The 25,773-nt window shown below is 55.6% G+C and carries 20 protein-coding genes; 13 read left to right on the top strand and 7 right to left on the bottom strand.

Annotated elements, in window-relative coordinates:
- Window positions 1-118 precede the first annotated feature (118 nt).
- Complete coding sequence (locus FRY97_RS15660; RefSeq protein ID WP_147168500.1) at window positions 119-1,756, top strand: NAD+ synthase; 1,638 nt, start codon at window positions 119-121, stop codon at window positions 1,754-1,756.
- 63 nt (window positions 1,757-1,819) lie between these two features.
- Here FRY97_RS15660 and upp read toward each other — a convergent pair whose 3' ends face one another.
- Window positions 1,820-2,470, bottom strand: coding sequence for a uracil phosphoribosyltransferase (upp, locus tag FRY97_RS15655; protein ID WP_147168499.1), 651 nt, complete (start codon window positions 2,468-2,470; stop codon window positions 1,820-1,822).
- Between the two features lie 78 nt (window positions 2,471-2,548).
- The gene (locus tag FRY97_RS15650; RefSeq protein ID WP_147168498.1) at window positions 2,549-3,946 is read right to left on the bottom strand and encodes a polysaccharide deacetylase family protein; all 1,398 of its coding nucleotides are present in this window, start codon (window positions 3,944-3,946) and stop codon (window positions 2,549-2,551) included.
- Window positions 3,947-4,331: 385 nt separating this feature from the next.
- On the opposite strand from FRY97_RS15650, the gene FRY97_RS15645 reads away from it, so the two are divergent.
- The 5 genes from FRY97_RS15645 (at window position 4,332) to FRY97_RS15625 (ending at window position 10,251) form a co-directional block, all read left to right on the top strand.
- Window positions 4,332-5,144 (top strand): hypothetical protein, encoded by an 813-nt coding sequence (locus FRY97_RS15645; protein WP_147168497.1) that lies wholly within the window; start codon window positions 4,332-4,334, stop codon window positions 5,142-5,144.
- 136 nt (window positions 5,145-5,280) lie between these two features.
- Window positions 5,281-6,153 (top strand): lipoyl synthase, encoded by an 873-nt coding sequence (gene lipA, locus FRY97_RS15640; protein ID WP_147168496.1) that lies wholly within the window; start codon window positions 5,281-5,283, stop codon window positions 6,151-6,153.
- A 248-nt stretch (window positions 6,154-6,401) separates the two neighbouring features.
- Complete coding sequence (locus tag FRY97_RS15635; protein WP_147168495.1) at window positions 6,402-7,931, top strand: sensor histidine kinase; 1,530 nt, start codon at window positions 6,402-6,404, stop codon at window positions 7,929-7,931.
- 310 nt (window positions 7,932-8,241) lie between these two features.
- Complete coding sequence (locus FRY97_RS15630; protein ID WP_147168494.1) at window positions 8,242-8,964, top strand: response regulator transcription factor; 723 nt, start codon at window positions 8,242-8,244, stop codon at window positions 8,962-8,964.
- A 249-nt stretch (window positions 8,965-9,213) separates the two neighbouring features.
- A complete protein-coding gene (locus tag FRY97_RS15625) occupies window positions 9,214-10,251 on the top strand; it encodes a quinone-dependent dihydroorotate dehydrogenase (RefSeq protein WP_147168506.1) in 1,038 nt (345 codons plus the stop codon).
- Window positions 10,252-10,755: 504 nt separating this feature from the next.
- On the opposite strand, the gene nadC is transcribed toward FRY97_RS15625, so the two are convergent.
- Both nadC and FRY97_RS15615 read right to left on the bottom strand, forming a co-directional pair.
- Entirely contained in the window at window positions 10,756-11,631 is an 876-nt protein-coding gene (gene nadC, locus FRY97_RS15620) for a carboxylating nicotinate-nucleotide diphosphorylase (RefSeq protein ID WP_147168493.1), read from the bottom strand.
- Between the two features lie 126 nt (window positions 11,632-11,757).
- Window positions 11,758-12,498 carry a porin family protein gene (locus FRY97_RS15615; RefSeq protein ID WP_170254684.1) on the bottom strand — a complete coding sequence of 247 codons (741 nt, stop codon included), beginning with the start codon at window positions 12,496-12,498 and terminating at the stop codon, window positions 11,758-11,760.
- 155 nt (window positions 12,499-12,653) lie between these two features.
- Here FRY97_RS15615 and gldB point away from each other — a divergent pair, with 155 nt between their 5' ends.
- From gldB to FRY97_RS15590, 5 genes are all read left to right on the top strand, one after another.
- Entirely contained in the window at window positions 12,654-13,697 is a 1,044-nt protein-coding gene (gene gldB / locus FRY97_RS15610) for a gliding motility lipoprotein GldB (protein ID WP_147168491.1), read from the top strand.
- A 165-nt stretch (window positions 13,698-13,862) separates the two neighbouring features.
- Complete coding sequence (locus FRY97_RS15605) at window positions 13,863-15,074, top strand: metal-dependent hydrolase (protein WP_147168490.1); 1,212 nt, start codon at window positions 13,863-13,865, stop codon at window positions 15,072-15,074.
- 118 nt (window positions 15,075-15,192) lie between these two features.
- Window positions 15,193-16,011: a type IX secretion system protein PorG gene (porG, locus tag FRY97_RS15600; RefSeq protein WP_246141761.1), complete on the top strand. Its 819-nt coding sequence runs from the start codon at window positions 15,193-15,195 to the stop codon at window positions 16,009-16,011.
- Window positions 16,012-16,045: 34 nt separating this feature from the next.
- On the top strand, window positions 16,046-16,459 hold the full coding sequence (locus tag FRY97_RS15595) for a secondary thiamine-phosphate synthase enzyme YjbQ (RefSeq protein WP_147168489.1): 414 nt from the start codon (window positions 16,046-16,048) through the stop codon (window positions 16,457-16,459).
- Window positions 16,460-16,924: 465 nt separating this feature from the next.
- Window positions 16,925-18,469: a GH3 family domain-containing protein gene (locus FRY97_RS15590; RefSeq protein WP_147168488.1), complete on the top strand. Its 1,545-nt coding sequence runs from the start codon at window positions 16,925-16,927 to the stop codon at window positions 18,467-18,469.
- Window positions 18,470-18,875: 406 nt separating this feature from the next.
- On the opposite strand, the gene FRY97_RS15585 is transcribed toward FRY97_RS15590, so the two are convergent.
- Complete coding sequence (locus tag FRY97_RS15585) at window positions 18,876-20,237, bottom strand: peroxiredoxin family protein (protein ID WP_246141760.1); 1,362 nt, start codon at window positions 20,235-20,237, stop codon at window positions 18,876-18,878.
- A 234-nt stretch (window positions 20,238-20,471) separates the two neighbouring features.
- Here FRY97_RS15585 and FRY97_RS15580 point away from each other — a divergent pair, with 234 nt between their 5' ends.
- Both FRY97_RS15580 and FRY97_RS15575 read left to right on the top strand, forming a co-directional pair.
- Window positions 20,472-20,951, top strand: a complete 480-nt coding sequence (locus FRY97_RS15580; RefSeq protein WP_147168487.1) for a hypothetical protein — start codon at window positions 20,472-20,474, stop codon at window positions 20,949-20,951.
- On the top strand, window positions 20,951-22,105 hold the full coding sequence (locus FRY97_RS15575) for a glycosyltransferase (RefSeq protein WP_147168486.1): 1,155 nt from the start codon (window positions 20,951-20,953) through the stop codon (window positions 22,103-22,105). The genes FRY97_RS15580 and FRY97_RS15575 overlap by 1 nt, the downstream gene beginning before the upstream one ends.
- A 30-nt stretch (window positions 22,106-22,135) precedes the next feature.
- Here the strand turns inward: FRY97_RS15575 and FRY97_RS15570 are convergent, their stop codons facing one another.
- On the bottom strand, window positions 22,136-23,014 hold the full coding sequence (locus FRY97_RS15570; RefSeq protein WP_147168485.1) for a mechanosensitive ion channel family protein: 879 nt from the start codon (window positions 23,012-23,014) through the stop codon (window positions 22,136-22,138).
- A gap of 521 nt (window positions 23,015-23,535) precedes the next feature.
- A complete protein-coding gene (locus FRY97_RS15565; protein WP_147168484.1) occupies window positions 23,536-25,740 on the bottom strand; it encodes a T9SS type A sorting domain-containing protein in 2,205 nt (734 codons plus the stop codon).
- Window positions 25,741-25,773 lie beyond the last annotated feature (33 nt).

The following is a 25,773-nucleotide window of genomic DNA, read 5'->3' as shown; positions in this document are numbered from 1 at the left end:
GGTTTACGCCTTTGCAGCTTGCTATGCCGGGCAGCCCATACCTGAGGAGGGCCTGTGCCATATCAGGTTGCTGCCCCGTATGCGGTCTTCTTCAGGGAACACCCAAAAACAGACAACCATGAAAATAGCCATTGCCCAGCTCAACCTCCACATCGGCAACTTTGAAGGGAATACCCAGAAAATGCTCACTGCTATAGGCCAGGCCAAAGCGCAAGGCGCAGACCTCATCTGCTTCAGCGAACTGGCAACGGTAGGCTACCCTCCAAGAGACTTTCTGGAGTTTGAAGATTTTGTTGAAATGGCACAGGAATCCGTTCAGCGGCTGGCCGATGCCGCCCGCGGTATTGCCGTTGTGGTGGGCACGCCCGTGCCCAACCCTCGTGTAGAAGGCAAAGACCTCTACAACGCTGCATGCTTCCTGCATGAAGGCCAAATTTTGCATACACAGCACAAAACGCTGCTGCCCACCTATGACATCTTCGATGAGTACCGCTACTTCGAGCCGGCTTCCTCTTGGCAAGTCGTGGAGTACCAAGGCAAAAAAATTGCCCTGACCGTGTGTGAAGACATTTGGAACATCGGCAACGAAAACCCACTTTACACCATTTCCCCTATGGACGAGCTCATCCGGCAGGCACCTGACTTCATCCTCAACTTATCCGCTTCCCCCTTCAGTTATACGCAGGCCGATGCACGCACCAAAGTGGTGCGCGCTAATGTAGAACGCTACGGCATCCCTATGTTTTATGTGAACCACTGCGGGGCGCAGACTGAAATCCTCTTCGATGGTGGCTCCTTGGCTGCTTCAGCCGATGGCAAAATCTTCGACGAGCTCCCTTATTTTGAAGAAGCCCTGCGGGTTTACGACCTGGATGAAGTGGCCGCAGGCGGCCGGGAACGGCTGCAGCCACGCGATAAAATGCGCCTGATACACGATGCCCTGGTGATGGGCATACGGGACTATTTCAAAAAGCTGGGCTTTAAACGGGCCATACTAGGGCTGTCCGGTGGGATAGACTCTGCGCTCGTGGCAGTGCTCGCAGTACGCGCGCTTGGCGCAAAGAATGTCCGCCTGGTGCTCATGCCCTCACAATACTCTTCTGGCCACTCCGTTACCGATGCCCGGAAGTTGGCGGAAAACCTTGGCGCACCCTATGACCTCATTCCCATCGAGCCCATCTACCAAAGTTTCATGGAAGCCTTGAAGCCGCACTTCTGGGCCACTGAGTTCAACATAGCTGAAGAGAACTTGCAGTCTAGGAGCCGGGGCAACCTGCTTATGGCCCTTTCCAATAAATTTGGGCACATCCTGCTCAATACGTCCAACAAAAGCGAAGTAGCAGTGGGCTATGGCACCCTGTATGGGGATATGTGCGGAGGGCTCTCAGTCATAGGAGATTTGTACAAAACGGAGGTATTCGAGCTTTGCCGGTACATCAACCGCGACGAAGAGGTCATACCGGACAACATCATTACCAAGCCCCCTTCTGCCGAGCTCAAGCCCGGACAGAAAGACACGGACAGCCTGCCGGAGTACGAGGACCTCGATGAAATCCTGTTCCAGTACATTGAGCGGCGGCTCAGCCCTCAGGACATCATTGAGCGGGGCTACGACGAGCAGCTCGTACGCAGGGTCCTCCGCCTGGTGAACATCAATGAGTTCAAGCGCCATCAGATGGCACCGGTGCTGAGGGTGTCCGAAAAAGCGTTTGGCATGGGGCGCCGCATGCCTATTGTAGGCAAGTACCTGGCTTAGAGGTGCTAGGGTAGCATTTATGCCGTTCCGTGAAAGAGCTTGCAGGCTGCAACCCGATTGCTCTTAATCCTGTACTTTTTCGCCATAGGCCAAGTCGCCTGCATCGCCCAGCCCAGGCACGATATAAGATTTGGCGGTCAGCTCCTCATCTATAGCCCCTACCCAAAGATGGGCATCGGGCAGCACACGCTGTATGTGCTCAACTCCTGCAGTAGATGCGACAGCCGTGACGATGTGGAGGGAAGCCGGCTCCCCGAATGCTTTCAGCGCCTCTACGGCCAAAGACATAGATGCGCCGGTAGCCAGCATGGGGTCGCATAAAATGAGCGTTTTGCCTTCGAGGGGCGGGCAGGAGATGTACTCTACGTGCACATCAAAGGTGCCATCCTTATGGTGCTTGCGGTAAGCAGACACAAAAGCATTTTCTGCATGGTCCAGATAGTTCAGCATCCCTTGATGAAGAGGCAGCCCTGCACGCAGGATGGTGCCGAGCACCAATGGCTGTGCACATTGCTCGACAGCAGCTTCCCCCAGAGGGGTCTCTACCATTTTGGGCGAGTACTCAAGGGTCTTGCTGATCTCGTAGGCGAACACTTCCCCCAAGCGTTCGAGGTTGCGGCGGAAACGCATGCGGTCTTGCTGAACGCGGGTATCCCGCAGTTCGGCGATGAAGTGGCTAGCCACTGAAGGCTGTTGGCTGAGGTCATAAATCATAAGCTGCTGTATTTGTCCTGCCTGCGCAAAATAGCGGAATTTGGCCATACTTGCGGATGAGCGCCAGGCTGATTTTGGTCATTGGCTGGAAGCGTACTGCAACAGCCGCTCGTAAAGGCCCGCCCAGCCGTTCCAGCCTTGGGCTGATGAGAAAGAACTGTTGTGCCACAATGGCCAGAAATTGCCCCCATCCTCCCGGGCATAGCCTATCATTTGCTGCAGATAGCCCCAAGCCGCTTCAGGCGAAAGCCCCATGTACTGCCGCAGGGTGGCGTCCATCACTGGGAAAGGGTACACCATTAGCGGAAGCTCGGCTTCCTGCCCGAGGTCGTACCAGGGGAAAGGCACGCTCAGCCCTGCCCGATAGCCAGGCTGATCGGCAAAGCCCATGCTGTGGTCTTCACCTATGCCCTGCCCAACCAGATGCCGGTAGGTATCCGGAAGGCGGAGCTTAAGGTAATGCTGACGGCTGCGGGCCGCAGGCTGGCCCGTGATCTCGTAGTAGCGTGCTGCCTCGAGGGCCAGCTGCCCGCGCACCGTATTGGAACGGTAAGAAGGGTGTAGCCCGGTATCAAAACTGCTGGCCAGGCTGGCCAGCAGTTGGCGGTAGGCTAGCCGGCTAGGGGATATATTTTTGTCATAAGGCCCATAATCGCCCAAAAGGAAAAAATAGAGCGGCGACAGGTTGTACGCCCGGTGCTTGCCCTCCAGCCAGCTGAAAGTATGGTAGGGGTCGGGCTCCTGCCCCAGCAGCACAGCGCTCCGCTGACGCAAGCTCTGCCAGTTGCAGGTCAGCAAGTCTTTCCCTATAGCCCCCGCAGTGAGCCAAGCCGGGCGGTGCAGGTAAGCCCAGGCCAAGTCTATATCGTAGGTAGGCCGGAAATGATAAGCCGGCCAGGAGGGGCTCAGCCCCGGAGCAATTTGGGCCAGCACTGGCCAAACTGCCCGGGCCAACTGTTGGAGCACTGGCCGGGCCAAAAAGCCCTCGCGGGCGGCCAGGCTGCCAGAAGCCGGGAAGCGCCCGTGCTCATCGGGCCGAAAAGGCAGGTATTCCTCATAGCGGGCAGCCAGATAGAAAACCCAAGCCGGCCAGTCGAACGGCAAGCAGCCCTGCCCCTCTCCGCAAGGAAAGCCTACAGGGACTCCTGACCACCGGAACACCCTGGCCTCAACGCGCCTTACCCCATCCTCCCACAGCAGCCCGTTGGCAGGCAGCCAAGCCGTGCCATCATCCGGAGGGGAAAGCTGATAACTCAGCCCGGGGGCGCTTCCCCGGCCAACAAAAGCCCCCTTGTCAGAGACCAAACGGTAGGGCATAGGCATAATGTGCTCAAACAGGAGCCGGAAAGCATAGCGAACCCGGGGCGTGTCTGTTTCCGTATATATCCATATAGGCTGCTGCATGGCACAAAGGTAAAGGTTGCCCTTTTCAGGGCTGAAAAAAAGCTGGCCATAATTCATCTGCTGCCCTAACATTATTTGGCAATTTTGCCTAAATTGGAGTAGCTCAACCAAGGGCGCTGGCCGTCAGGGCGTCATTTCTTTTACTTTTCACGGGAACAGCAAAGCCCGGCATAAACCTTTAGCCCTGAGCAATGTATTATTATGGCGGCAGCGGTTGTCTACCCCCTGCCACCATCAATTGAAAAGCTTGTTTGGAGCGGGTTCATCATAAAAATCAAGGATTTATGCCTATCTGCTTTGCCAGCATGGCCGACAAAGCCATTAAACTTGAGCTTAGCGGGCTAAATGAAAAGCTATTCATAAGGCGTTGATTGGCCATCAGGAACGAGCTCCAAACCTATGCTAAGCGCCCTTCCTTACGCCTAACTCAACCCGTCGCCCTTAAAAATTTACGCCTGTGAGAAAAATTCTGCTCTTACTGACCTTGCTGTCCGCTTCAGGCGGGCTCTATGCACAACAGACCTTCGAGACCAACCAAAACATCTACGAAGAGTCTGCGGGTATTGTTTATGACCGGGAGGTGACCGCCGATCTCAAGATCCTGCAGACGGACGGGTTCGCCATCGGCGTCAATATCGGCAAGATCAAAACCTACTACCTTACCCGCTTCCTCAACTTCGAAATCGGCGAGCTCAAACACCCAAAAGAGTACCGGCAAAGCTTCGATTTTCAGCGGCAGTCGGCACGGGTCTCGCGGGCTTTTGTTTTCGGCAAGCAAAACAACCTCTTTGTGCTGCGGGGCGGCTTTGGGGAAAAGCGCTACTTTTCAGAAAAAGCCAAACGGAGGGGCGTGGCTGTGGGGCTGAGCTACAGCGGAGGGGCAACCCTAGGGCTGCTGAAGCCATATTACCTAGAGCTCATCCGGTCTTCAGAGCCTGGGCAGGTGGATGATTTTGTGATCCGAAGCGAAAAATATTCCGAACAGAACGCCAATACTTTCCTAGAGATCAGCCGCATTTACGGCTCTTCTGGCTTCGCACAGGGGCTGGGGGAAATCCGTGCGGTGCCCGGCCTGCATGCTAAATTTGCCGTACACTTTGACTGGGGGGCGTTCGATGAGTTTGTGAAAGCCCTCGAAGCCGGCGTACAGGCAGACTTTTTTATGCAGACGATGCCCATTATGGTAGATGCGCCTCAGGTGGCGAACAGCGAGAACAAGTCTCTTTTTCTCAATCTTTATATAAATTTGCAGTTTGGCAAGCGCTGGTAACGGCCTGGTACCGCTACAACCCTGAGCAGGGTTCGGGTGTTAGGGGGAATGAGCGGCACATCAGCGCTTGTGCCCTAGGGCACTCTTCATTATCCAAGGCCGGCTGTTGCTGGCCAGCACCATAAATGACATTCCCATGCTGGAATTACCAATCGTTGAAAGTAAAGCGCAGCGCCGGAAAAAACCCGACTGGCTGCGGGTCAAGCTACCTATTGGGCCAAGCTACAAAAAGGTGCGCAACCTCGTTGACGAATACAACCTGCACACCATTTGCCAAAGCGGCAATTGCCCTAATATGGGGGAATGCTGGGGCGCAGGCACCGCTACTTTTATGATCTTGGGCAATACCTGTACGCGTTCTTGCTCGTTCTGCGCTGTCAAAACTGGCCGGCCGCCGGAATACGACGAGGACGAGCCGCGCCGGGTAGCAGAAGCTATAGACCTCATGCAGGTCAAACACGCTGTGATCACTTCCGTCAACCGCGATGAGCGCAAAGACCGGGGGGCAGAAATCTGGTATCAGACCGTGCGCGCCATCAAAGAGCGTACACCAGAGGTGACCATAGAGACCCTTATCCCTGATGTACGGGCGACTTGGGACGCGCTAGAGCGCATGATCAGCGCTGGCCAGGAGGTGGTTTCCCACAATATGGAAACGGTGGAAGCCCTCTACCGTAAAGTGCGCCCGCAAGCCAAGTACAAGCGCAGCCTAGAGCAGATACAGCGGACCAAAGACTACGGCAAGCGGACCAAATCCGGCATCATGGTCGGCCTGGGCGAGACCGACGAGCAGGTGTTTCAGACAATGGACGACCTCGTGGCGCATGGTTGCGACGTGCTCACGATCGGGCAATACCTGCAGCCTACCAAAATGCACCTCGATGTAGTGGAGTTTGTGCACCCGGACAAGTTTGCAGAGTACAAGGAAGTGGGCCTCGCCAAGGGCTTTGCTTTTGTGGAAAGCTCCCCGCTCGTGCGCTCAAGCTACCACGCCGAGCGGCACTTGTAGCACAACCGGGCATACCTAACATAAGGACGGGCGGTACGGGCTTTGGGCTGTGCCGCCCGTCCTTTTTACGCTTCGTTAAAGGTCTGTTAAACCACAGACAGGGCCTGCCCCTAAGCGTAACTTTGCCGGGCTGAAATTGTAACTATTACCAGCAACGCGCGAGCCATAAATTTGCGCAACTGATGGTTATGCCCTAATTTGAAAGGTGCAAACCGTATTTCACCGCCTTAACAAAAGGGGTACAATCCATGAATAAAAAAGCAATATGGGCCATTATCGGACTGATGAGCGCAGCCGTGCTCGGGGTAGTTATCCTACAAATGGACCTCATCCGCACCGCTGTGCAGGTCAATGAAGCCCGCTTTGAAAAAAATATTTATGCCGCCCTCAACTCCGTATCCCGCAGGCTTAAGGTGGAAGAGAGCCAAGACATCCTCAACAACTCCCTGAACGGCTTCAGCGCCGCATATTTTCAAGAGACGCGGGAGTTCAGCAACGGCGGCCCGCTGAAACGGCCGCCCGGCAAAGTATGGGAAAACCTCCCCTTGCCCGGCAACGGCAGCGCCCTGAACCGCAACGACTTGTTCGAATGGCTGATCACAGAGCTGTCCAACAACTGCAATACCCCGGAGTGCAAGGCCCGAAAGGACACCTACCGTACCCTCATGGTCTACTTTGAGCAAAGTGCGCGGGAGTTCCCCCTCGAACAGCGCATCAAGCTGCAGCAGCTCGACAAGTTCCTCAAACGAGAGCTCTCCAACCGGGGCATAGATACCGAATACACTTATGGAGTGTTCTCCCGCAGCAGCAACAGCTTCATCATCGCCGACGGGCACTATGTGGTGGAAGATGCCCACCCCAAGGAGCTGCTGCCCGGCTTTCAGACCATCTTCAACTCCCGCTATAAAGTAGACCTTTTCCCGGAAGAGAACCCCTCCCCCGGTATGCTGATGATCCACTTCCCGCAGCGGACGAGCTTCGTGTGGCGCTCGCTTTGGCTCAACTTCATCGGGTCCATTATTTTTACCGCCATAATCCTCTTCTGCTTCGCGTACACCATCAACGTTATCTTCCGCCAAAAGAAGCTGTCTTCTATGAAGACCGACTTCATCAACAATATGACGCACGAGTTCAAAACGCCGATCGCCACCATCTCCCTAGCTGCTGACTCCATCACCAGCCCTATTATTGCCGGCAAGGCAGATAAAGTCAGCCGCTTTGCCAACATAATAAAACAGGAAAATAAACGTATGAATAGTCAGGTGGAAAAAGTGCTGCAGATGGCGCTGCTTGACAAAAAGGACTTCTCCCTGAAAATCTCTGACGTCAATCTGCACGACATCATCCACCGCGCAGTCGAGAATATCGGGCTGCAGGTAGAGCAAAAAGGCGGGCAGGCCACCGCTGAGCTGAACGCAGCCAACCCGATGATTGAAGGGGACAGTATCCACATTTCTAACATCATCAACAATCTGCTGGACAACGCCAACAAATACTCTCCCGATGAGCCGGACATCACGGTTGCCACGCGGAGCGTGCCCAACGGGGTGGAAGTCAGTATAGCCGATAAAGGCATTGGCATGAACAAGGAACAGCGCAAGCACATCTTTGATAAATTTTACCGGGTACATACCGGCGATTTGCACGATGTGAAAGGCTTCGGCCTCGGCCTGAGCTATGTGAAAGCGATGATGACTGCCCACAAAGGGCAGATAGACGTCAAAAGCGAACCTGGGAAGGGAAGCACTTTTATTTTGTTTTTCCCGTTTAAACATTAAGCGCGTGTTGGGATTTTGGCCTTCTAGTCGAAAACTAGCAATTTTTTGATTAGACGAGGCCCGAAAACCGGAGTTGAGCCAAGTCCCGCTTTTGATGCACAAAAGCGGGAAGGATTTTCGGGGCGAAGCATAAGCGGAAAAGTGTCCCGCTGTCTAGCGGGACAGACCGATTACTAAAGTCCCAACACGCTCTAATACTGGCACAACGAACGGGCATAACGCCCTGCGGCAACAGCCCCGAGCGGCTATCTTTAACCCTACTTGAACCCCGCCGGTGCTTGGCCCGGCTACTGCAAGAAAATGCTTAACTATGGCAGAACACAAGATACTCCTGGTAGAGGATGACCAAAACTTTGGCGACGTACTGCGCTCTTACCTCGAGATGCACGAATACGACGTGACATTGGCTACAGATGGGGCCCAAGGCCTGGAAAAATACGGCGAGGGCACCTATGACCTGTGCATCTTTGACGTCATGATGCCCAAAAAAGATGGCTTTACGCTGGCCAAGGAAATCCGTGAGCAGGACCAAGATGTGCCCATTATTTTCCTTACGGCAAAAACCATGAAGGACGATGTGCTCAAAGGCTTCAGGATCGGAGCCGACGACTACATCTCCAAGCCTTTCAACTCTGAGGAGCTCTTGTTCCGCATTCAGGCCATCTTGAAGCGCAGCCAAGGGAAAGCAGACCCCAAAGCGGATGCTAAAGAGTTCAACATCGGCAAATACCACTTCAACTTCCCCTTGCGCATCCTCACTTTTGACCCCGATGGGCCTGAGCAGGAGGAGAGCAAGCTCTCCCCGAAGGAGGCGCAGCTTTTGCGCATGTTCGCTATACATATGAACGACATCCTGCCCCGCTCTGAAGCCCTCACCCAAATTTGGGGAGAGGACAACTACTTCACTGCCCGCAGCATGGATGTCTTTGTGACCAAGCTGCGCAAGTACCTCAAAAAGGATGACAACATTGAGATTGTCAACATCCACGGCAATGGCTTTCAGCTACTTGTGAGAGCTGAGGAGGAAGCATAAAAGCCGGCAGGGCGTTAATTTTTAGGGTTGCCTTTCATTTTTATTTGGCTGCAAATGAACATTTGAGTATATTTGTGAAAGGTTAATATTTTGAATATACATATCCGCTAAGGATATTGCTATAAGAATAGTTTTTGGGATTATGATTCCGGCTGGGTAGTTATTCTACCTGGCCTTTTTTTATGCCCCAAAGCGGGCCTGCCGGGCTGCCCCTCTCCGGGAAAATCCTTTTCTTTGCAGCTAAAAGCCGTGTACCGTACCCTGCTCAAACCCCTGATGTTCCGGCTACAGCCGGAACGTGCCCACCACCTTACGCTGCGATTGTTCAACCTAGCGCTGAGCCTGCCCGGCGGTGCTGCTATTTTCCGGTGGCTGTACCAATACCGGCACCCCAACTTGGAGCGGAGCCTCTTCGGGCTCCACTTCAACAACCCCGTTGGCCTGGCGGCCGGCTTTGACAAAGACGGCAAGCACTACCGCAGCATGGCCCACCTCGGCTTCGGTTTCATTGAAGTGGGCACAGTGACCCCAAGGCCACAGGGCGGCAACCCTCAGCCCCGGCTATTCCGCCTGCCTGCCGACGAAGGGCTCATCAACCGGATGGGGTTCAATAACGATGGCGTAGATGCGCTGGTCAACCGGCTGAAACGATACGGCAAGCCCCCCGGGCTCATCCTTGGGGGCAATATTGGAAAGAACAAGGATACTCCCAACGAGGAAGCCGTCAACGATTACGTCTATTGCTTCGAGGCGCTTTTCCCTTATGTGGACTACTTCGTCGTCAACGTCAGCTCGCCCAATACGCCCAACCTTAGGGACCTACAGGACAAGGAGCCCCTTGCCCGCCTGCTCAACCACCTGCAGCAGCTCAACGCGGCCCGGCCTGCGCCCAAGCCTATCCTGCTGAAAATTGCCCCTGACCTGACCAATGGGCAATTGGACGACATCCTCGACATCGTGGCGGAGACGGGCATTGCCGGGCTGATTGCCACCAATACCACTATCAGCCGGGAAGGGCTGCAAACCGCTGCACAAACGGTGGAGCAAATCGGGGCGGGAGGGCTGAGCGGCCGGCCCGTGGGGCAGCGCGCTACGGAAGTCATCCGTTACCTCTCCACACAATCAGGCGGGGCGGTGAAAATTATCGGCGTGGGCGGCATCCACAGTGCTGCCGACGCCCGGGAAAAGCTGGATGCAGGGGCCTGCCTGGTGCAGGTGTACTCCGCTTTGGTCTACGAAGGGCCAGGGCTCGTACGGCAGATCAACGAGGGGCTGGCACAGGGCTGATGCCCTGCCTGCCTGCGCGAGCGATGCGGAGGGGTATCAAGCCCGACAGGGCCGAGCGGATAGCGAGCCCCGAAGCGTAGCGGCCCCTCTCAACGGGCATTGGATCGGCTATTTTAACATCAGGAACGGCTCACTTTATTTATTACTTGAAAAGAGAGGGGCGCGCCCAAACCTTCCCCCCGCAGCTACATATTCGTATTATAAAAAACCACTATGGCATCTTTTTTGAAGTAAAAGCACTGACCGGGCTATGGACGTACTCTTTTGGGCCGTTTGGCTCCCGGTTTAGCGTTTTCAACCAACCAACTTCAAAAGATGCAACACAACACACCCGCCATTTACCGGGACCTAAGGTTCTGGCTGGCACTCGCTTCCTTTGCCCTTCTGGCCTGGATGACCTTTAGCGGCTATCCGCTGGCTTGAGCCCGCAAAGCAAGCTCACGAAAAAAGCAGCCCCGTATGGTACGGCAGGCTGCTTTTTTATTTCGCTCAAGACGGGATTTTTTACACTTCCACTTCCTTGACCACTTTTAGGCTGAGGTCGAGGCTTTGAGCGCTGTGGGTAAGCGCGCCCACAGAGATGAAGTCGACGCCGGTCTGTGCTACTTCACGGATATTGTGGATGTTGACCCCTCCCGAAGCTTCCGTTTCCACCGTTTTGTCCACGATAGCGACAGCCTCTTTCATAAGGGGGAGCTCAAAGTTGTCGAGCAAAATGCGGTTGATCTGCCCGGCTTGCAGGGCTTCGTACAGCTCGACCAGGTTGCGCACCTCTACCGTAACGCCCAAGTCTTTCCCGGTACGTTTTTTGTAATCAGCTACCCTTTCGATGGCCGCGGAGATACTGCCGCAGGCATCAATATGGTTGTCTTTGATCATGATCCAATCATAGAGCCCAAAGCGGTAATTGGTACAGCCGCCCAGCTTGACCGCCAACTTTTCGAGGGGGCGGATCAAGGGGGTAGTCTTGCGGGTATCGAGTATGGTGACCGGCAGGTCTTCCACTTCAAACTTGAAGCGGTTGCTAAGGGTCGCAATGCCCGTCATGCGCTGCATGGTATTGAGGACGAGGCGCTCCGCTTTGAGCAGGGCCTGTGCGTTGCAAGTCACTTGAAAAGCCACCTCGCCGTAGCTGACCGCCTGCCCGTCGCTGACATAAGCTTCGAACTGTGCACGGGGGTCAACGTAGAGGAAAATGGCCTTGGCGACACTAAGCCCTGCAATCACCCCTGGGTCTTTGACAAACAGCCGGGCGGTGGACTGTGCGCCTTCGGGGATACAAGCCAGGGAGGTATGGTCTCCCTCCCCTACATCTTCTTGCAGTGCCTGCGGGATGAAAGATGTGAGGTAAGCGTCGAGGGCATCATGATCGTTTGACATAGAAAACTCGGTTTGGTTTGGCCGGCAGCCTTGGCACGGGCGGTGCCTGCGGCAAGGCCTGAAATTGCCGCAAAGGTAAGGTTTTTCCAGCCTTTGGAAAAGGGGAGAGCCCAATACAGCTTATTGCTAGAACATGACCCCAAGGCGGAGGACGATGCCGCGCACCACCCCTTTGCTGTCTTCTTTGGCGGTGTTGGAGCCACTGCCATCCACAAAAACGAGGTCATCGTCTTTGGTCACATCCACAAAACCGAACTGTGCGCCCAGGCCGGCTACCAGTGAAGTGCTCTCGGAAACGCTGTACTCAATGCCGCCGCCAACGCCCCAAAAGACGTTGAACAGCCCCACATCGCTGCGGATATTGATATCGGTACAAGCATCCTGATCTTCGGAGTTGCGGATATCGCCATTGGCCTGAGTCCGGAAGCCCAGCCCCAGGTTGGGCTCGAAGAAGTAGCGGATGTAGCCAAACTCGCGGGTGCGCAGCTTGAGCCCCACGGGGATCTCTACATACTGAATAGAATACTTAAGGTTGGAGCCTGGCCCATTTTCCATTTCGAAGCGGCAGCTTTCCGGCACTTCGGAATTGGCCCAATAGCTACCGCCCCTATCGTGGAGGAGGGTGCCGCCGCTGTTGAAGGAAAAGCCGAGCCCGGTGGTCACAGCGTAGTTCTCTTGGAAATAAAACTCGCCTACGAGGCCCAGTTTGAGGCCAAGATTGGTGCCGTTGGTATTGACGGTATTGTCGTCAGTAGACATCCAATTGAAGGTGGGGCTGAGCTGAAAACCAAAGCGGACGGCCTGCTGCGCCTGCCCTACCATGGCCACGGCAAATATCAGGGTTGCAAATACAACAAATTTTTTCATTCTTCGTCTGATTTTTATGGTGCCAGAATACAGGCTGAATAAGCTGTCATTTCCTTTCTGCTGCTGCATCTTTGCGGGCCACCTAAGGCGGGGCCTGCTCCTTTAGAACATATTTGGAGCTCTTAACGCAAAAAACTGGTGCAAAACTACAACTTATGATCGTAAAAAACTGGCAATTGTTTGCCGCCGTAGCTTTCCTGTCCTCACTGTTTTCCTGTCAATCTGAAGCGCCCCGGCAAGTACCGGACATCAGCCACATCGAAGCGGACACCCCAATCCGGCGCTTTGAACAGTCGCTTTTCCAATTGGACACCGCACAAATGGAAAAGTCACTTGAATCGCTTACCGCAGCTTACCCGGAGCTGGCGCCCATCTACCTCTACCAGCTGTTGGGGGCTGATCAGCCGCAGGTCGCACCGGACGGGCCGGGGCCCTACCTCAAGGGGTTCCTAAGCCATGAGCCCCTGCAAGCTTTGTACGACACCATACAACTGCGCTACGCCGATTTTTCGCCTTACAAGGCTTCTTTCGATGAGGCCTTCCGGTATTTCCAGCATTACTTCCCCGAAGAGCCCCTGCCTACCGTCACCACCTTGGTTTCCGAATTTGCTATCGCTGCTTTTGTTTACGGGGAAAACGACCTGGCGGTATCCCTGGATTACTTCCTTGGCCCCACCTACCCTTATCAGCAGCTCAACCCTAACGACCCGGCTTTTTCCAGCTACCTGGCCCGGACGTTCACCCCTGAGCACCTGGTTTCCAAAACCGTACAGGCCCTTATCAACGGCCTGGCCGCACCGCCCCGGGAGCAGCGCCTCCTCGACCTGATGCTGATGAACGGCCGCAAGCTGTATGTGCTCGATCAGCTATTGCCCTACACCCCCGACAGCATCAAGCTGGAGATCACAGGCGCTCAGACAGAATGGCTATCGGCAAATGAGCTGGAAATGTGGGCCTACCTGCTGAAGGAAGACCTGATTTACGACACCGACTGGCAGCGCATACGCAAGCTGGTAGACTATAGCCCCCACTCTCCTGGCATGCCGCCGGAAGCCCCTGGCCGGACGGCCAACTGGCTTGGCTGGCAGATTGTCAAGGCGTACATGAAGCGCCACCCAGAAACCACCCTGCCGGAGCTGCTCGGCATGACCGATGCGCAGGCCCTGCTCGATGCCTCCCGGTACAAACCTGAACGGTAGGCCCGTTTAGCCCGGCACGGGCCGGCAGCAGGGCTGCAAAAAAGCACCCTGCCGGAGGAAGAGCCGCAACAACATCCTACTGCTACTGGTTTGATTACCGATGAAAGGCAGAACCATCATTTTCCGCGCAGCTTTGCTAGCTGGCAATGCTCAGACATAACCTACATGGATTCACTCACACAGATAACGCTAGGGGCCGCCGTTGGGGAGGTCGTGCTCGGCAGGAAAGTTGGCAACCGGGCCATGCTTTGGGGCGCGATAGGCGGCACCATCCCTGATCTGGATGTCTTTGCCAATATGGCAACGGACGAGATCAGTGCCCTGGCCTTTCACCGGGCCATCACCCACTCCTTTGCCTTTGCAGCCCTCGCCCCGATAGCGCTAGGCTGGCTCATCCACCGGCTATATGCTGGCGAAGGCTTTGGCAAAGCAGCAGGATGGGCTGCTTTATCTTTGTTGTCCCTGATCGGCCTGGGCTCCCTGACGATGCCGGTGCCGCCCGGGGAGGTAGGCAAAGTGGCCCTGGCCATCACAGCTGCCATCCTGGCCTTCCCATTACTGAGCTTTGTTTACCGCAGGCTGCGCAAACGGGAGCCCCTGGCGGGCAACCCGAGCTGGCAAAGCTGGGCCTGGCTCTTTTTCTGGTCCATCTTCACCCATCCTCTGCTCGATGCGTGCACCACCTATGGCACACAGCTGCTGCGCCCTTTCTCCGACTATCGCGTTGCCTTCAACAACATCTCAGTGGCCGACCCCGCCTATACCCTGCCCTTTCTCCTCTGCCTGCTCGGGGCATGGGTAGCCGGGCGGCGCAGGCAGCAGCTGCGCAATACCCTCAACCGGGCAGGGCTGGTGCTCAGCAGTATTTACCTGCTCTTTACCTTTTACAACAAGTACCGGGTAGACCAGGTATTCGAGGCTTCCCTACAGCGGCAGGGCATTGCCTATGAGCGGTACATGACCTCGCCCACCATCCTCAACAACCTGCTATGGCAGGGCGTAGCGGAAGGAGACAGTGCCTATTACCACGGCATGTACTCTATTTTCGATGCCCGGCCTGAGGTGGCGCATTTCACGGCTATCCCCAAGAACCACCACCTGATGGACCGCCTGCCGCCTTCACGGGATGTGGAGGTATTGCAATGGTTTTCAGATGGGTATTACAGTGTTTTGCCGAAAGGCGATACCGCTTTGCAGTACAACGACCTCCGCTTTGGCTCCCTCAACAACAGCTTTGAGCGGCCGGAAGACTTTGTGTTCCATTTTATCCTGAAGGAAGAAAATGGAACGGTGAGGGCACAGCAGAGCCGGGAGCGGCCGAAAGGGGCTGGAGATGCGCTGGGAAGGCTATGGGAACGGATGATGGGAGTGGAATAGATTTGGATAGCAAGACATACCACACCCCTGCATTTGTCCGTTGTGTTTGCGTAAAGCTGGCGCTAAAGGGCTTACCTTTGGCGCCGCTTTTTGCAGAAAACCGAAAAACAGAGAGATAGTGAAGCAAACGATGCTTTTTTTGTTCCTCCTTGCCGCCGTGGGCGGCAGCCTGCAGGCCCAGCGCGGCTGGGAAGCCGGAGGGTGGCTGGGCGGCGCTTTTTACTTGGGCGACCTGAATACGAACTACGACTTTTCGCGCCCGGGCATGGCCGGCGGGCTCGTTGCCCGCTACAACTTCAATGAGCGGCTTTGCTTCAAAGCTTCCGCCAATGTGCTGCAAGTTTCGGCCGACGATGCCAACTCCTCCAACCCCTTTGAGCAAGCCCGCAACCTGAGCTTCCAGTCTAATGTAGTAGATGGCACCTTTCAGTTTGAGTTCAACTTCCTGCCTTACCGGCACGGGCACGAAGAGCATTTCTTTACGCCCTACCTCCTGGCCGGCTTCAACGTGTTCCGATTCAACCCCAAAGCAGAATACGAAGGCGAGCTGGTGGAGCTGCGCCCCCTGGGCACCGAAGGGCAGTTCCGGGGAGAGGAATACTACAGCGTGAGCGGTGGGCTGGCCTACGGGGTTGGCTTCAAAGTAGACCTCAGCTATGAATGGAGCCTCAACTTCGAGCTCAACGCCCGTAGCCTCTTCACGGATTACCTAGATGATGTCAGCACCGTGTATGCAGATAAAGGCGACCTGGAGCAGCTTCGAGGCCCGCTGTCTGTGGCCCTGTCCGACCGCTCGCTGGAAACAGCAGGCAGCCAAATTGGGCGGGAAGGCACGCAGAGGGGCAACAGCAACAACAACGACACTTTTATCACCATGGGGGTGAGCTTGGTGTATTACTTTGGCGATATCCGTTGCCCGGAATATGGCCGCCGTTAACCGCTTTTCTGCCCCTTCCTAAATATTGCGTGATATGGTACAGCAGTACGAGTTCAGCCTGCCCCCCCTGCCAAGGGGCTACCACATCATCACAGATGAAATCAGCCGCAGGCTGGGCAGCAGCCTGCCGGACCGGGGCATGCTCCACCTGTTCATCAAGCATACCTCCGCTGCCCTCACCGTCAATGAGAATGCCGACCCGGATGTGCGCACTGATTTTGAAAGCATTTTCAACCATGTAGTACCGGAAAACCTCCCCTTCCTCACCCACACCGTTGAGGGCCCCGATGATATGCCTGCTCACATCAAAGCGGCGATGATCGGCTCCTCCGTGACCATTCCGATCACGAAGGGGCGGCTCAACTTGGGCACCTGGCAGGGGATTTACCTTTGTGAATTCCGCAATCAGGGGGGCAGCCGGAAGTTGGTGGCTACCGTTTATGGGTAAATGGCCGGCTTGGGGCAAGATAGGCCGTTACCTAGTTTCCCAGGCTTGGTGCTGTGGCTGGCGCTCAATTCCCCTGTGTGGCATGCCCTGAGGACTGAAGGGCGCAAAACAGCTTATCGTTTTTTGGCCTGCCCCTGCACAATATGAGGGGGCCTGCCCCTGCCCGGTGGCAGGTGCCGCTATGCTACGGGGCTCGCTGCCCGCTCGGGCCTGTCGGGCCTGCCGCCCCTTCGCAGCGCTAGGCCAATGCCAGGCTAGAGCCCCAACACGCGCTTAAACACCTGCGGCAATTTGGTTCACGCATAATCAACGCTATTGTTCACGCATAATCGTTTTCGCTAATTTTTTGGAGAACATCACGCTATGCATACCACTTCGTAATGCGCATGATTTTTGCTTCACGCCCGGGGGCCATGCACAACACCACAGATTTTCGTAGTTTACAGCCCCAAAACTGAAATGCCTATGGCCTTTTTCGGAAAACTCATCAAGCGCAGCCTCACTGTGGGGGAACAATTGCAAAAGCGGCGCCGTGCGGCGCCTATCCAATTGCAGCAACGCACACTGCGCCGGTTGCTGAAACAGGCACAGCATACCGCCTTTGGCCAATATTACGGCTTCAGGGAAATCCTACAGGACGAGCACTGCATACCGGCCTTCCGGGAGAAAGTGCCCATCTTCGACTACGACACCATGTACGAGCAGTGGTGGCACATGGCACTGCGGGAGGTGGAAGATGTCAGCTGGCCAGGCAAGGTGACCCACTTTGCGCTGAGCTCGGGCACCTCAGGGGCACCGAGCAAGCACATTCCGGTCACGGACGATATGCGGCGGTCCATGAAGCACGCTGGCCTGCGGATGTTCTTCGCCCTGACCAACTTCGACGTAGACCCCGACCTCTTCACCAAAGCCATGCTGATGCTGGGCGGCAGCAGCGACCTGGACAATCAGGGCGGTTACTTCCGGGGCGACCTCAGCGGGATCAACGCCAGTCAGCCGCCGTTTTGGCTACGGCCTTATTACAAGCCGGGCGGAAAGATTGCCCGTATCAAAAGCTGGGAAGAAAAAATCGCGGAGATCTCCCGCCACGCGCCGGAATGGGACATCGGGTTCCTCGTAGGCATCCCTTCCTGGCTGCAGCTGATGATGGAGCGCATCATCGAAGACCACCAACTGAACACCATTCACGATATCTGGCCCAACCTCGAAGTCTGCGTACACGGTGGCATTGCCTTCGAGCCCCTGAAAAAGGGCTTCGAGCGCCTGCTCGACCGCCCGCTCATCTACATGGATTCTTACCTGGCCAGCGAGGGCTTTATCGCCTATCAGCAACGGCCGGAGACCAACGCCATGCGGCTGCTGCTCCACAACGGCATCTTTTTTGAGTTCATCCCCTTCAACAGCACCAATTTCGATGAAGACGGGCAGCTGATCGGCTCCCCCAACACCCTGACGATAGCGGAAGTGCAGCCGGGGGTAGACTACGCCCTCCTGCTCACTACCTGCGCCGGCGCTTGGCGCTACCTCATCGGGGATACCGTGCGCTTCCCAGAAGCGGGCAACCCGGAGATCATCATCAGCGGGCGCACCAAGCACTTCTTGAGCATTTGTGGAGAACACTTGTCGGTAGACAATATGAATCAGGGCATACAAGCTGTGGAGGAGGCTATGGACCTGAGCATACGGGAATTTACGGTGGCGCCGGTACAGGAAGGCAACCGGTTTGTACACCATTGGTATATCGGCACGGAACGGGAAGTCAGCCCTGCCGAAGTCGCTCGCCTGTTGGACGAAGCCCTCAAGCGCGTCAATGACGATTATCAGACCGAGCGCAACAGCCTCCTCGGCATTAAAGTGGAAATCCTGCCCATTCAGCTCTTCTACGACTGGCAGGCCGCTAAGGGCAAACTCGGCGGGCAAAATAAGTTCCCCCGCGTGATGAAAGGCAAACGCTTTGCCGAGTGGTCTGCATTCGTGCACCGCAGGCTGCAGCAAAGGAGGGGAGCCTGATAGCCCCTTGCCCCCCCTGATCCTACATCGGCATACCCCAAACTGTAGCAGGCACCTAGGCTTTCTCCGCTGCTTGACGGGGCCGGGCTAGCGCTGCGAAGGGGTGTAAGAGCTTTTTGGGGTTTTACACTTTGGGCTGCTCTTGCCAAATTTTGTCCTGCTCTTCGTTGTTCTTCGGTCACGTAGCTAAGGCTATGTTCCCTCAGAACGCCTCGATCAGGGCAAAATTTGGCTACGTTCGCTCCAAAAGCAAAATCCCAAAAAGCTCTAAGCCCGGTAGGGCCGAGCGGATAGCGAGCCCCGTAGCATAGCGCCCCATGCCGCTAGGCAGGGGGAGCCCCCAAAAGCGATAACCTGGCTTGCGCCAACCTACAGCACCCATTGCCAAAGGTAGGATGTGATGTGCTCACTCCCCGCCAAAGAGCGCTGCCAGCTTGGCTTCCAAAGCGGGCCCCCGGAGCTTTCGGGCCAGTATGGTCCCGTCCCGGTCCACCAATACGGTATAAGGGATAGAGCGCACACCGTACTGTGCGGCCACCTCATTCTGCCAGCCTTTGAGGTCGCTCACCTGCGGCCAGGACAGCCCGTCGGCCTCGATGGCTTTGAGCCAGTTTTCTTTTTTCCGGTCGAGGCTGACGCCCAAGATTTCAAAGCCTTGGCTTTTGTACTTATCGTACAGCTTCACCACATTGGGGTTCTCTTTACGGCAGGGGCCGCACCAGCTTGCCCAAAAATCAATGAGGACGATTTTGCCCCTGAGGCTGCTCAGGCTGAGGAGCTCCCCTTCCGGGGTCTGTTGGCTAAAATCCGGGGCTTCGCTCCCTTCCATTAAGGCCATCGCCTGTTCTATTTCCTGCTGCATGCTCGCTGCTGCATTGGGGTCTTGCTCCTGATAAGCCGCCACATAGGCTTTTGCGAAGTGCAGGAAAGCCTCCGTGCTGCGCTGCTTGGCTGCAGAAACAATGCCCGAGAGCGCCATCTTGTGCACTACGCCCCCGGCTTCCAAAGGCTGCAGGGCCTGCTCCAGAAAAGCGATCTGCCGCTTACCGTTGATGCCGGTACTGGCCAGGGTAGTGGTATACGTCCGGAACCCTTCGAACACCCAAGGGAAGTAAGGGAGCTCTGCCGCCTCCCAGTCCACATACTTAAAGTAGGCCTGTGCATAATACTCGATCTCATTCCCATAGCCTTCCCGGTTGTTGGGGTAGCTCAGGTAGGTATTGAATGCGGCGGTGAGCCCAAAGAGCGGGTGCTCAGAGCGGGCCTTTTCCAGTAGGGCCAGCTTCGCCTCATCGTTGGCGAGCATTTCTGCTTCGATATCTGCTTTTTCCTTGCTCGTGCCATAGCGGCGGGAGAGCTGATACCCTTCCTGCTGCAAAGCGGTGATCTCCTGCTTCAGCTCTTGGTAACGTGCATTCAGGGGGGAGCCTTCGATCCTGGCATTGCGCAGTGCTTGGCAATTGCCGCTGATGCGCACCTCTTCCTCACTGCCCAATAAGACCGGGAGCATATTCTGGCTGTTGGCCCCAATGTAGTAGAAAGCCGCCTCGCCTTTCGGCAAACGGATCTCGTACTGCCCTTCCCCTTTCGGCTCGGGCTCAGCCACCGGAAAAAACTGGCTGCCATCAAAACGCATCAGTACCGGCTGCTCCACACAACTGCCAAGGCTGAGCGCTACCCGTACAAATGGCGCGCCCTGCTGTGCCTGCACAGTGGCACACCACAACAAAACGCTTGCCCAACCCCACATTTTAGTCCACTTCATCATTATATCGGCTGTTTTTCCAAAAATAGGCCTTCTTTGCAGAAGACCTCCATACTGAGCTGTAGTTTTTGCCAAGCGGGCCCTGCGCGTTCGGGCTTGCGGCAGCCCGCTTTGTCGGAATCTCATCCGGCTTGGCCGAGGAGCCCTCAATGTAAGCAACATTCTCTCTCCCGAGCCGGTTGTATAACCGTATATTTGAACGGGAAAGCTGCACGCTCTCCCGCAAAGTTTGAAATTATGACCTACTACAATACCTCTTCCCGTGCTTCTGGCAACAGCCCTTTCGGCTCTATCTTGGGCATCATCATGGGCGTCCTCTTCCTTATCGGGCTGTTCTACATTGCGCAGTTCATCTTCAGGATACTGTACTTCCTTTCACCGGTCTTCATCATCGCTGCGCTCATCATGGACTACAAGGTGGTCACCGGCTACGGCAAATGGCTGTGGCAACAACTGCGCAACAACCCGCTTTCCGGTGTGCTCTACACCTTGCTCACCATCTTGGGCTTCCCCCTCGTCTCCCTTTTCCTCTTGGGCAAAGCAGCCCTTAAAAAGAAAGTGCGCGAGGCACAGCAGGAAGCCGAACAGCAGCGTCAGGGCGAATTTGCCGACTTTGAAGAGCTGGACAGCGAGCCCCTCAACCTCGACCGCCTGGAAAGGCAGGCCCCGCCACGCCGGGATACCAACTACGACAATTTTTTCGATAGCCAAAACTGATGTGGCTGCTCTTCAGCGTGTTCGTCTTGCTCACCGCCCTGCTTTCCGCTGCTTACGCAGGGCTGATCTTCTACATCCTAAAAGTATGGGGCCAACTGCCTGATGCGGCACCGGCTGCCCAACAGCTGCCGGCAGCCACCGTCTTAGTGCCTGCCCGCAACGAGGCCGGCCACTTGGAAGCCTGCCTCCATAGCCTGTGCCGGCAGGACTATCCGGGCGCAGCACTCCATGTTTTGGTGCTCGACGACCATTCGGAAGACCACACCGCGGCCATTGCAGCATCCTTCAGCCACCTTGGGGTAGCCTTGCTGAAGATGGAGAGCCACCCTCCGCCGGAAGGCGCCCGGGCTTATAAAAAGTGGGCCTTGACAACCGGCATAGCACATGCTGACACCCCTATCATTTTGACTACCGATGCCGACTGCGTGCTGCCGCCTACCTGGGCCCGGGAGATGGCCGGGCAGCTGGGCGAAGGTGGTTGGGCCGCTGTCTCTGGCCCGGTGCTTTGCGAGCTACAGCCCACCGCCCTATCCCGTTTTCAGGCGCTGGATTTCGCTGGCATGATGGTCGTGACGGCAGCCGGGCTGCGAAGCGGGGCTTTCACCCTGGGCAATGGCGCAAGCCTCGGTTTCCGGAAAACCGCTTTTGAGGAGGTAGGCGGCTATGCTGGCAATGAGCAATATGCCTCCGGAGATGATGTCTTCTTATTGGGCAAGCTCAATAAGGCCTTCCCTGGCCAGGTAGGCTTCCTCAAATCTGCTACGGCTGCCGTACAGACACAGGCCAAGCCCACTTGGAAAGAGCTGGCTGAGCAGCGGCTGCGGTGGGGCACCAAGAACAAATCGGCAGCGCAGGGCCTTGGCAGCCTGCTCGCGCTAGGCACCGTGTTCGGGCTAAGCCTCAGCATACTGGCCAGCCCCTTCCTAGCCTTGGCTTTTGGCTGGCGTGCCCTGCTTTGGGGCAGTGCGCTCTTCGCTTTCAAAGCCGCTGCCGACTACACCCTCCTCCGGCGGGCAGCCTTGTACTTTAGGCAGCAGCCAGCACTCCGGCACTTCTGGGGCGCTGAAGCCCTCCATACCGGTTACATTGCCCTCATTGGCCTATGGGCGCTTTTCCGTAAGGAGTATGAATGGAAGGGGCGGCGGGTAAGTTAGCGCTCACTGACGAGCAGCCTGCCCCGCTCATCACGAGCCCGCCTGTGCCGATCGTGCCTTGCCGAAAGGGGCGCCCCCTCCTTCTTGAGCAGGCGGCTGCCAGACAATTTCCTGCTTGGGCAGGGGCATCCGCACGCCGGCTTCCGCCAAGGCTACCTTGACCGCCTCGTACTGTTGCCATATAACTGGCCAATAATCCTGTGGGGCCACCCAGCACCGGGCGATGACTTTGAGCTCGTACGCCCCAATTTGGTCCAGCCAAAGGTCTGGGGCAGGCTCGGCCAGCACTTTGGGGTGCTGCCTCAGGGTACGGGTTACAATCTCGCGTATCTGGGGGATATCTGCATCGTAGTCGAACTTGAAGTTGAGGTCAATACGCCGGCTGCTCTGCATAGTGCGGTTGTCCACATCACTATTGGCCACATTGCCGTTTGGCATGGTGATGATGCGGTTGTCGAAAGTCTGCAAACGGGTATAAAGGATATCAATCTTTACCACCTTGCCCAAATTGCCGTTGACATGGATGAGGTCGCCCACTTTAAATGGTTTGAAAATGAGGATGAGCACGCCCCCTGCAAAATTGGCAAGGCTGCCTTGCAGTGCCAGGCCAATAGCAATACCTGCTGCACCTATTATGGCTACAAAAGAAGATGTCTTGATGCCCAAGGTGGTGCCTACCGTCACGATCAGCAGGGCGTAGAGCGCGAACTTAAAAAGGCTTTCAAAAAAGCTGGCTAAAGAAGGTTCTATATGATAACGGCGGAAGGCCTTGCGCAGGAGACGGGAAAGCAGCCTGATGGCAAAAGCTCCGCCGCCGAGCAGCAGGAGGGACAACAACAGTTTTGGCCCTATTGTGCTCATCAGGCCCCATAGCCATGCTTTGAAACTCCCCCAATCCACATTTGTCATCGTGTACAGTTGCTTTTTATCGAGCCCTTTTGGAAGGGCGGAAATCAGTTTGTTGTCCTTTGGGCCTGCCCCTGCCTCAAGGACGGGCCCTGCTGGCAGGTGCCGCTATGCTCCGGGGCTCGCTATCCGCTCGGCCCTGCCGGGCTTAGAGCTTGTTCGGATTTTGCTTTTGGAGCGAACGCAGCCAAATTTTGCCCTGATCGAGGCGTGATATATTCAAGAATGGGACAAAGGGCCCCATTCTTGAATCCAATAGCCTTAGCTACGTGACCGAAGAACAACGAAGAGCAGGACAAAATTTGGCAAGAGCAGCCCGAAGGGTAAAATCCAAACAAGCTCTAATACCCCTTCGCAGCGCTAGGCCGATGCCATCACATGGCTTAGCGCTTGCTTCATTTCGGTATACGCTATTGTGGAACGGCTGACTGCCCGGTATGTTTGGGCCGTTAAATGCCAATCGCCCCCTCTACCGAACGGCGGAGGGGGCGATTGGCATGATCGTCCGTCTTTTGAGCGCCTGCCTAGCGCGTCAGCAGCAGCGGCAGGGCCTGGCCATGCACCCGCAGCAGGTAGCGGCCAGCAGGCAGGCCGGAAAGGTCTAGCCCAATTTCTGCCTGCCCGGCAGGACATACAGCCTGGTACACTTCCTGGCCGAGCACATCGTACACCTGCAATGGCTCATCCGCCAGCAAGGGCGATGGCAGCTGCAGGTAAACCTGGCCGGTGCTAGGATTGGGGTAAACTACAGCCTCCGAAACAGCAGCCTGTGCGGCGGGGGCCTGAAGATCCGGCACGCTTCCTGCTTCATCGTGCCCACCACGTAGGCCTAAGGCCTGTGGAGCACTTTCGTCAGCCGAAAGCCCATAACCTCCGCCATTTACTTCTACGTCCTCAAACACCCCTTGCGCTTGCAACCCGGCACGGTCTCCATAAGCCGCCAAGCCTATTTCCACACAGCTAGGGAAATTGATGAACACCTGCGTCACCAACTGCCAGTTCACCCCGTTAAAACTCCGATAGCCGCGCAGGATAGAGCCTTGGCGCTCGAGCCGCATCCAACCGGCAGGAGCGCCCCATACCAGTGAATTTTGCGTCGGGCCGTTCGGCTGTTGGCGCAACCCACGGCGGTACAAAGTCACGCCATTGCTTAGCAGGCTCAGAGAGCGGGCGCCAGCATCACTGCTTTCTCGTATCACGATGCCAGCCCAGCCGTTGCTCACTTCCTCAACACGAGCCGTAATCATCCCGTTTCCGCAGAGGCTCTGGCCTAGAAAAGCCATATTGTCGGCGGTTGTGCCATACTGATGAAGTGAAGAAGTAGCAACCGTAATGCCACAGCCCAAAGAGAAGCTATCGTTTTCACCTTGCCCTCCGATGAAATACCTGGCCCATTCCTCATCAATAGCATTTGGCCCGATAGAGAATGGGAAATCAGACAGTATGTCGCCATCATTGTAAAAGTAACCTGTATTGACGTTCCCGACAAGCACAGGCCCCGGCGGTACCTGTGCAGGGGCAAAGGGTATATCCTCAAGGGATAGATCAATCGTTCCTTCATTGTACAGGTAGCCTTCATTGACGATGGGGAAAGGGCCTTCTATATTGATCACGGCGCATTCCATATTCTCAATGACGCCATCAGCGCTTGTAACCAATGCGCCATAGGCTGATATAGGTATCACTCCCATACCGGAAACCTCCGGCCCTTCTGTAGCTATATTTATTATGCCAAAAGAAGTGCCTATATCTACAAGGTTGTGATTCTCAAAACGGCCAAAACCCTCGACATAAATTGCACCGTCTGATTCGATTTGAACATCTTGTGCAACTTCAGGGTCAAATGCCTCGCCGGGGGTTTGCCCTTCTTCTACTTCGGGGAAAGTCCTAATCGGCGGGCGGCCAATGAAAGGGGTCAATACGTATACCTCTCCATAGTTTTCAAAAAAACCGCCAGTTTGCACATATACCATATCCGCAGAAACAAACCCAATGTTGATTTCCCCATTCTCCGAGTTGGTGAAAGTACCGTCATCAACTTCTATACCTTCGCTAGAAATAAAAGCGATGTTGATTACCCCATCGTTGATGAATTCGGTATCCTCATCATCCTGATCGATTGCATCTGAACTAACGTACTGAATCTCCAGAAGGCCCCTATTGCGGAAAATGGCATCGTTGTCCATTTCAATGCCTTCATTGTCTATCTCTGAAATATACAGGCTACCGTAGTTTTCAAAGAGGGCATCATCTTCCATATCTATGCCATCTCCATCCATATCGGTATCATGAATGGATAGGCTGCCATAATTGAAGACACGAGCGTCGCCATCTATTTCTATGCCGTTTCCAGCATAATCATCCTCCCCAGTGTGGTGGATTTCCAGCTCGCCCCATATCACGAGCGTAGAATTGTCGTCCATGTCAATCCCTTCTTGATAAGCATAAGCGACTGTCAAATTTGCCTCATTGCGGATCAAGAGCGTGACGTTGTCTTCAAGCCAGGCAGACCTGCACGCTGCGCCGGCTGCTGTAACCTGCACATAAGCATTTCCACTAATTCGAACATCGTCTTGCTCACCGGGCACTTCATCGTTTTCCCAGTTGTTAGGGTCTTCCCAGCGCCAGCCGTCTCCATCTCCGGTCCAAGCGACAGCCCCGCTGCCGAAAGCAGCAAAGCTGCTGCTCAGGAACAGGGCCAAGAATAAGGTGTGCATTTTCGTTTTCATCAGGAGCTAAAATTTTGATGATTAAAAAATAAT

The organism is Phaeodactylibacter luteus (genome assembly GCF_007993045.1).
GTDB classification, from domain to species: domain Bacteria; phylum Bacteroidota; class Bacteroidia; order Chitinophagales; family Saprospiraceae; genus Phaeodactylibacter; species Phaeodactylibacter luteus.
Note: the sequence above shows the minus strand (reverse complement) of the source record. Positions and strands in the feature narration are given on the sequence as shown.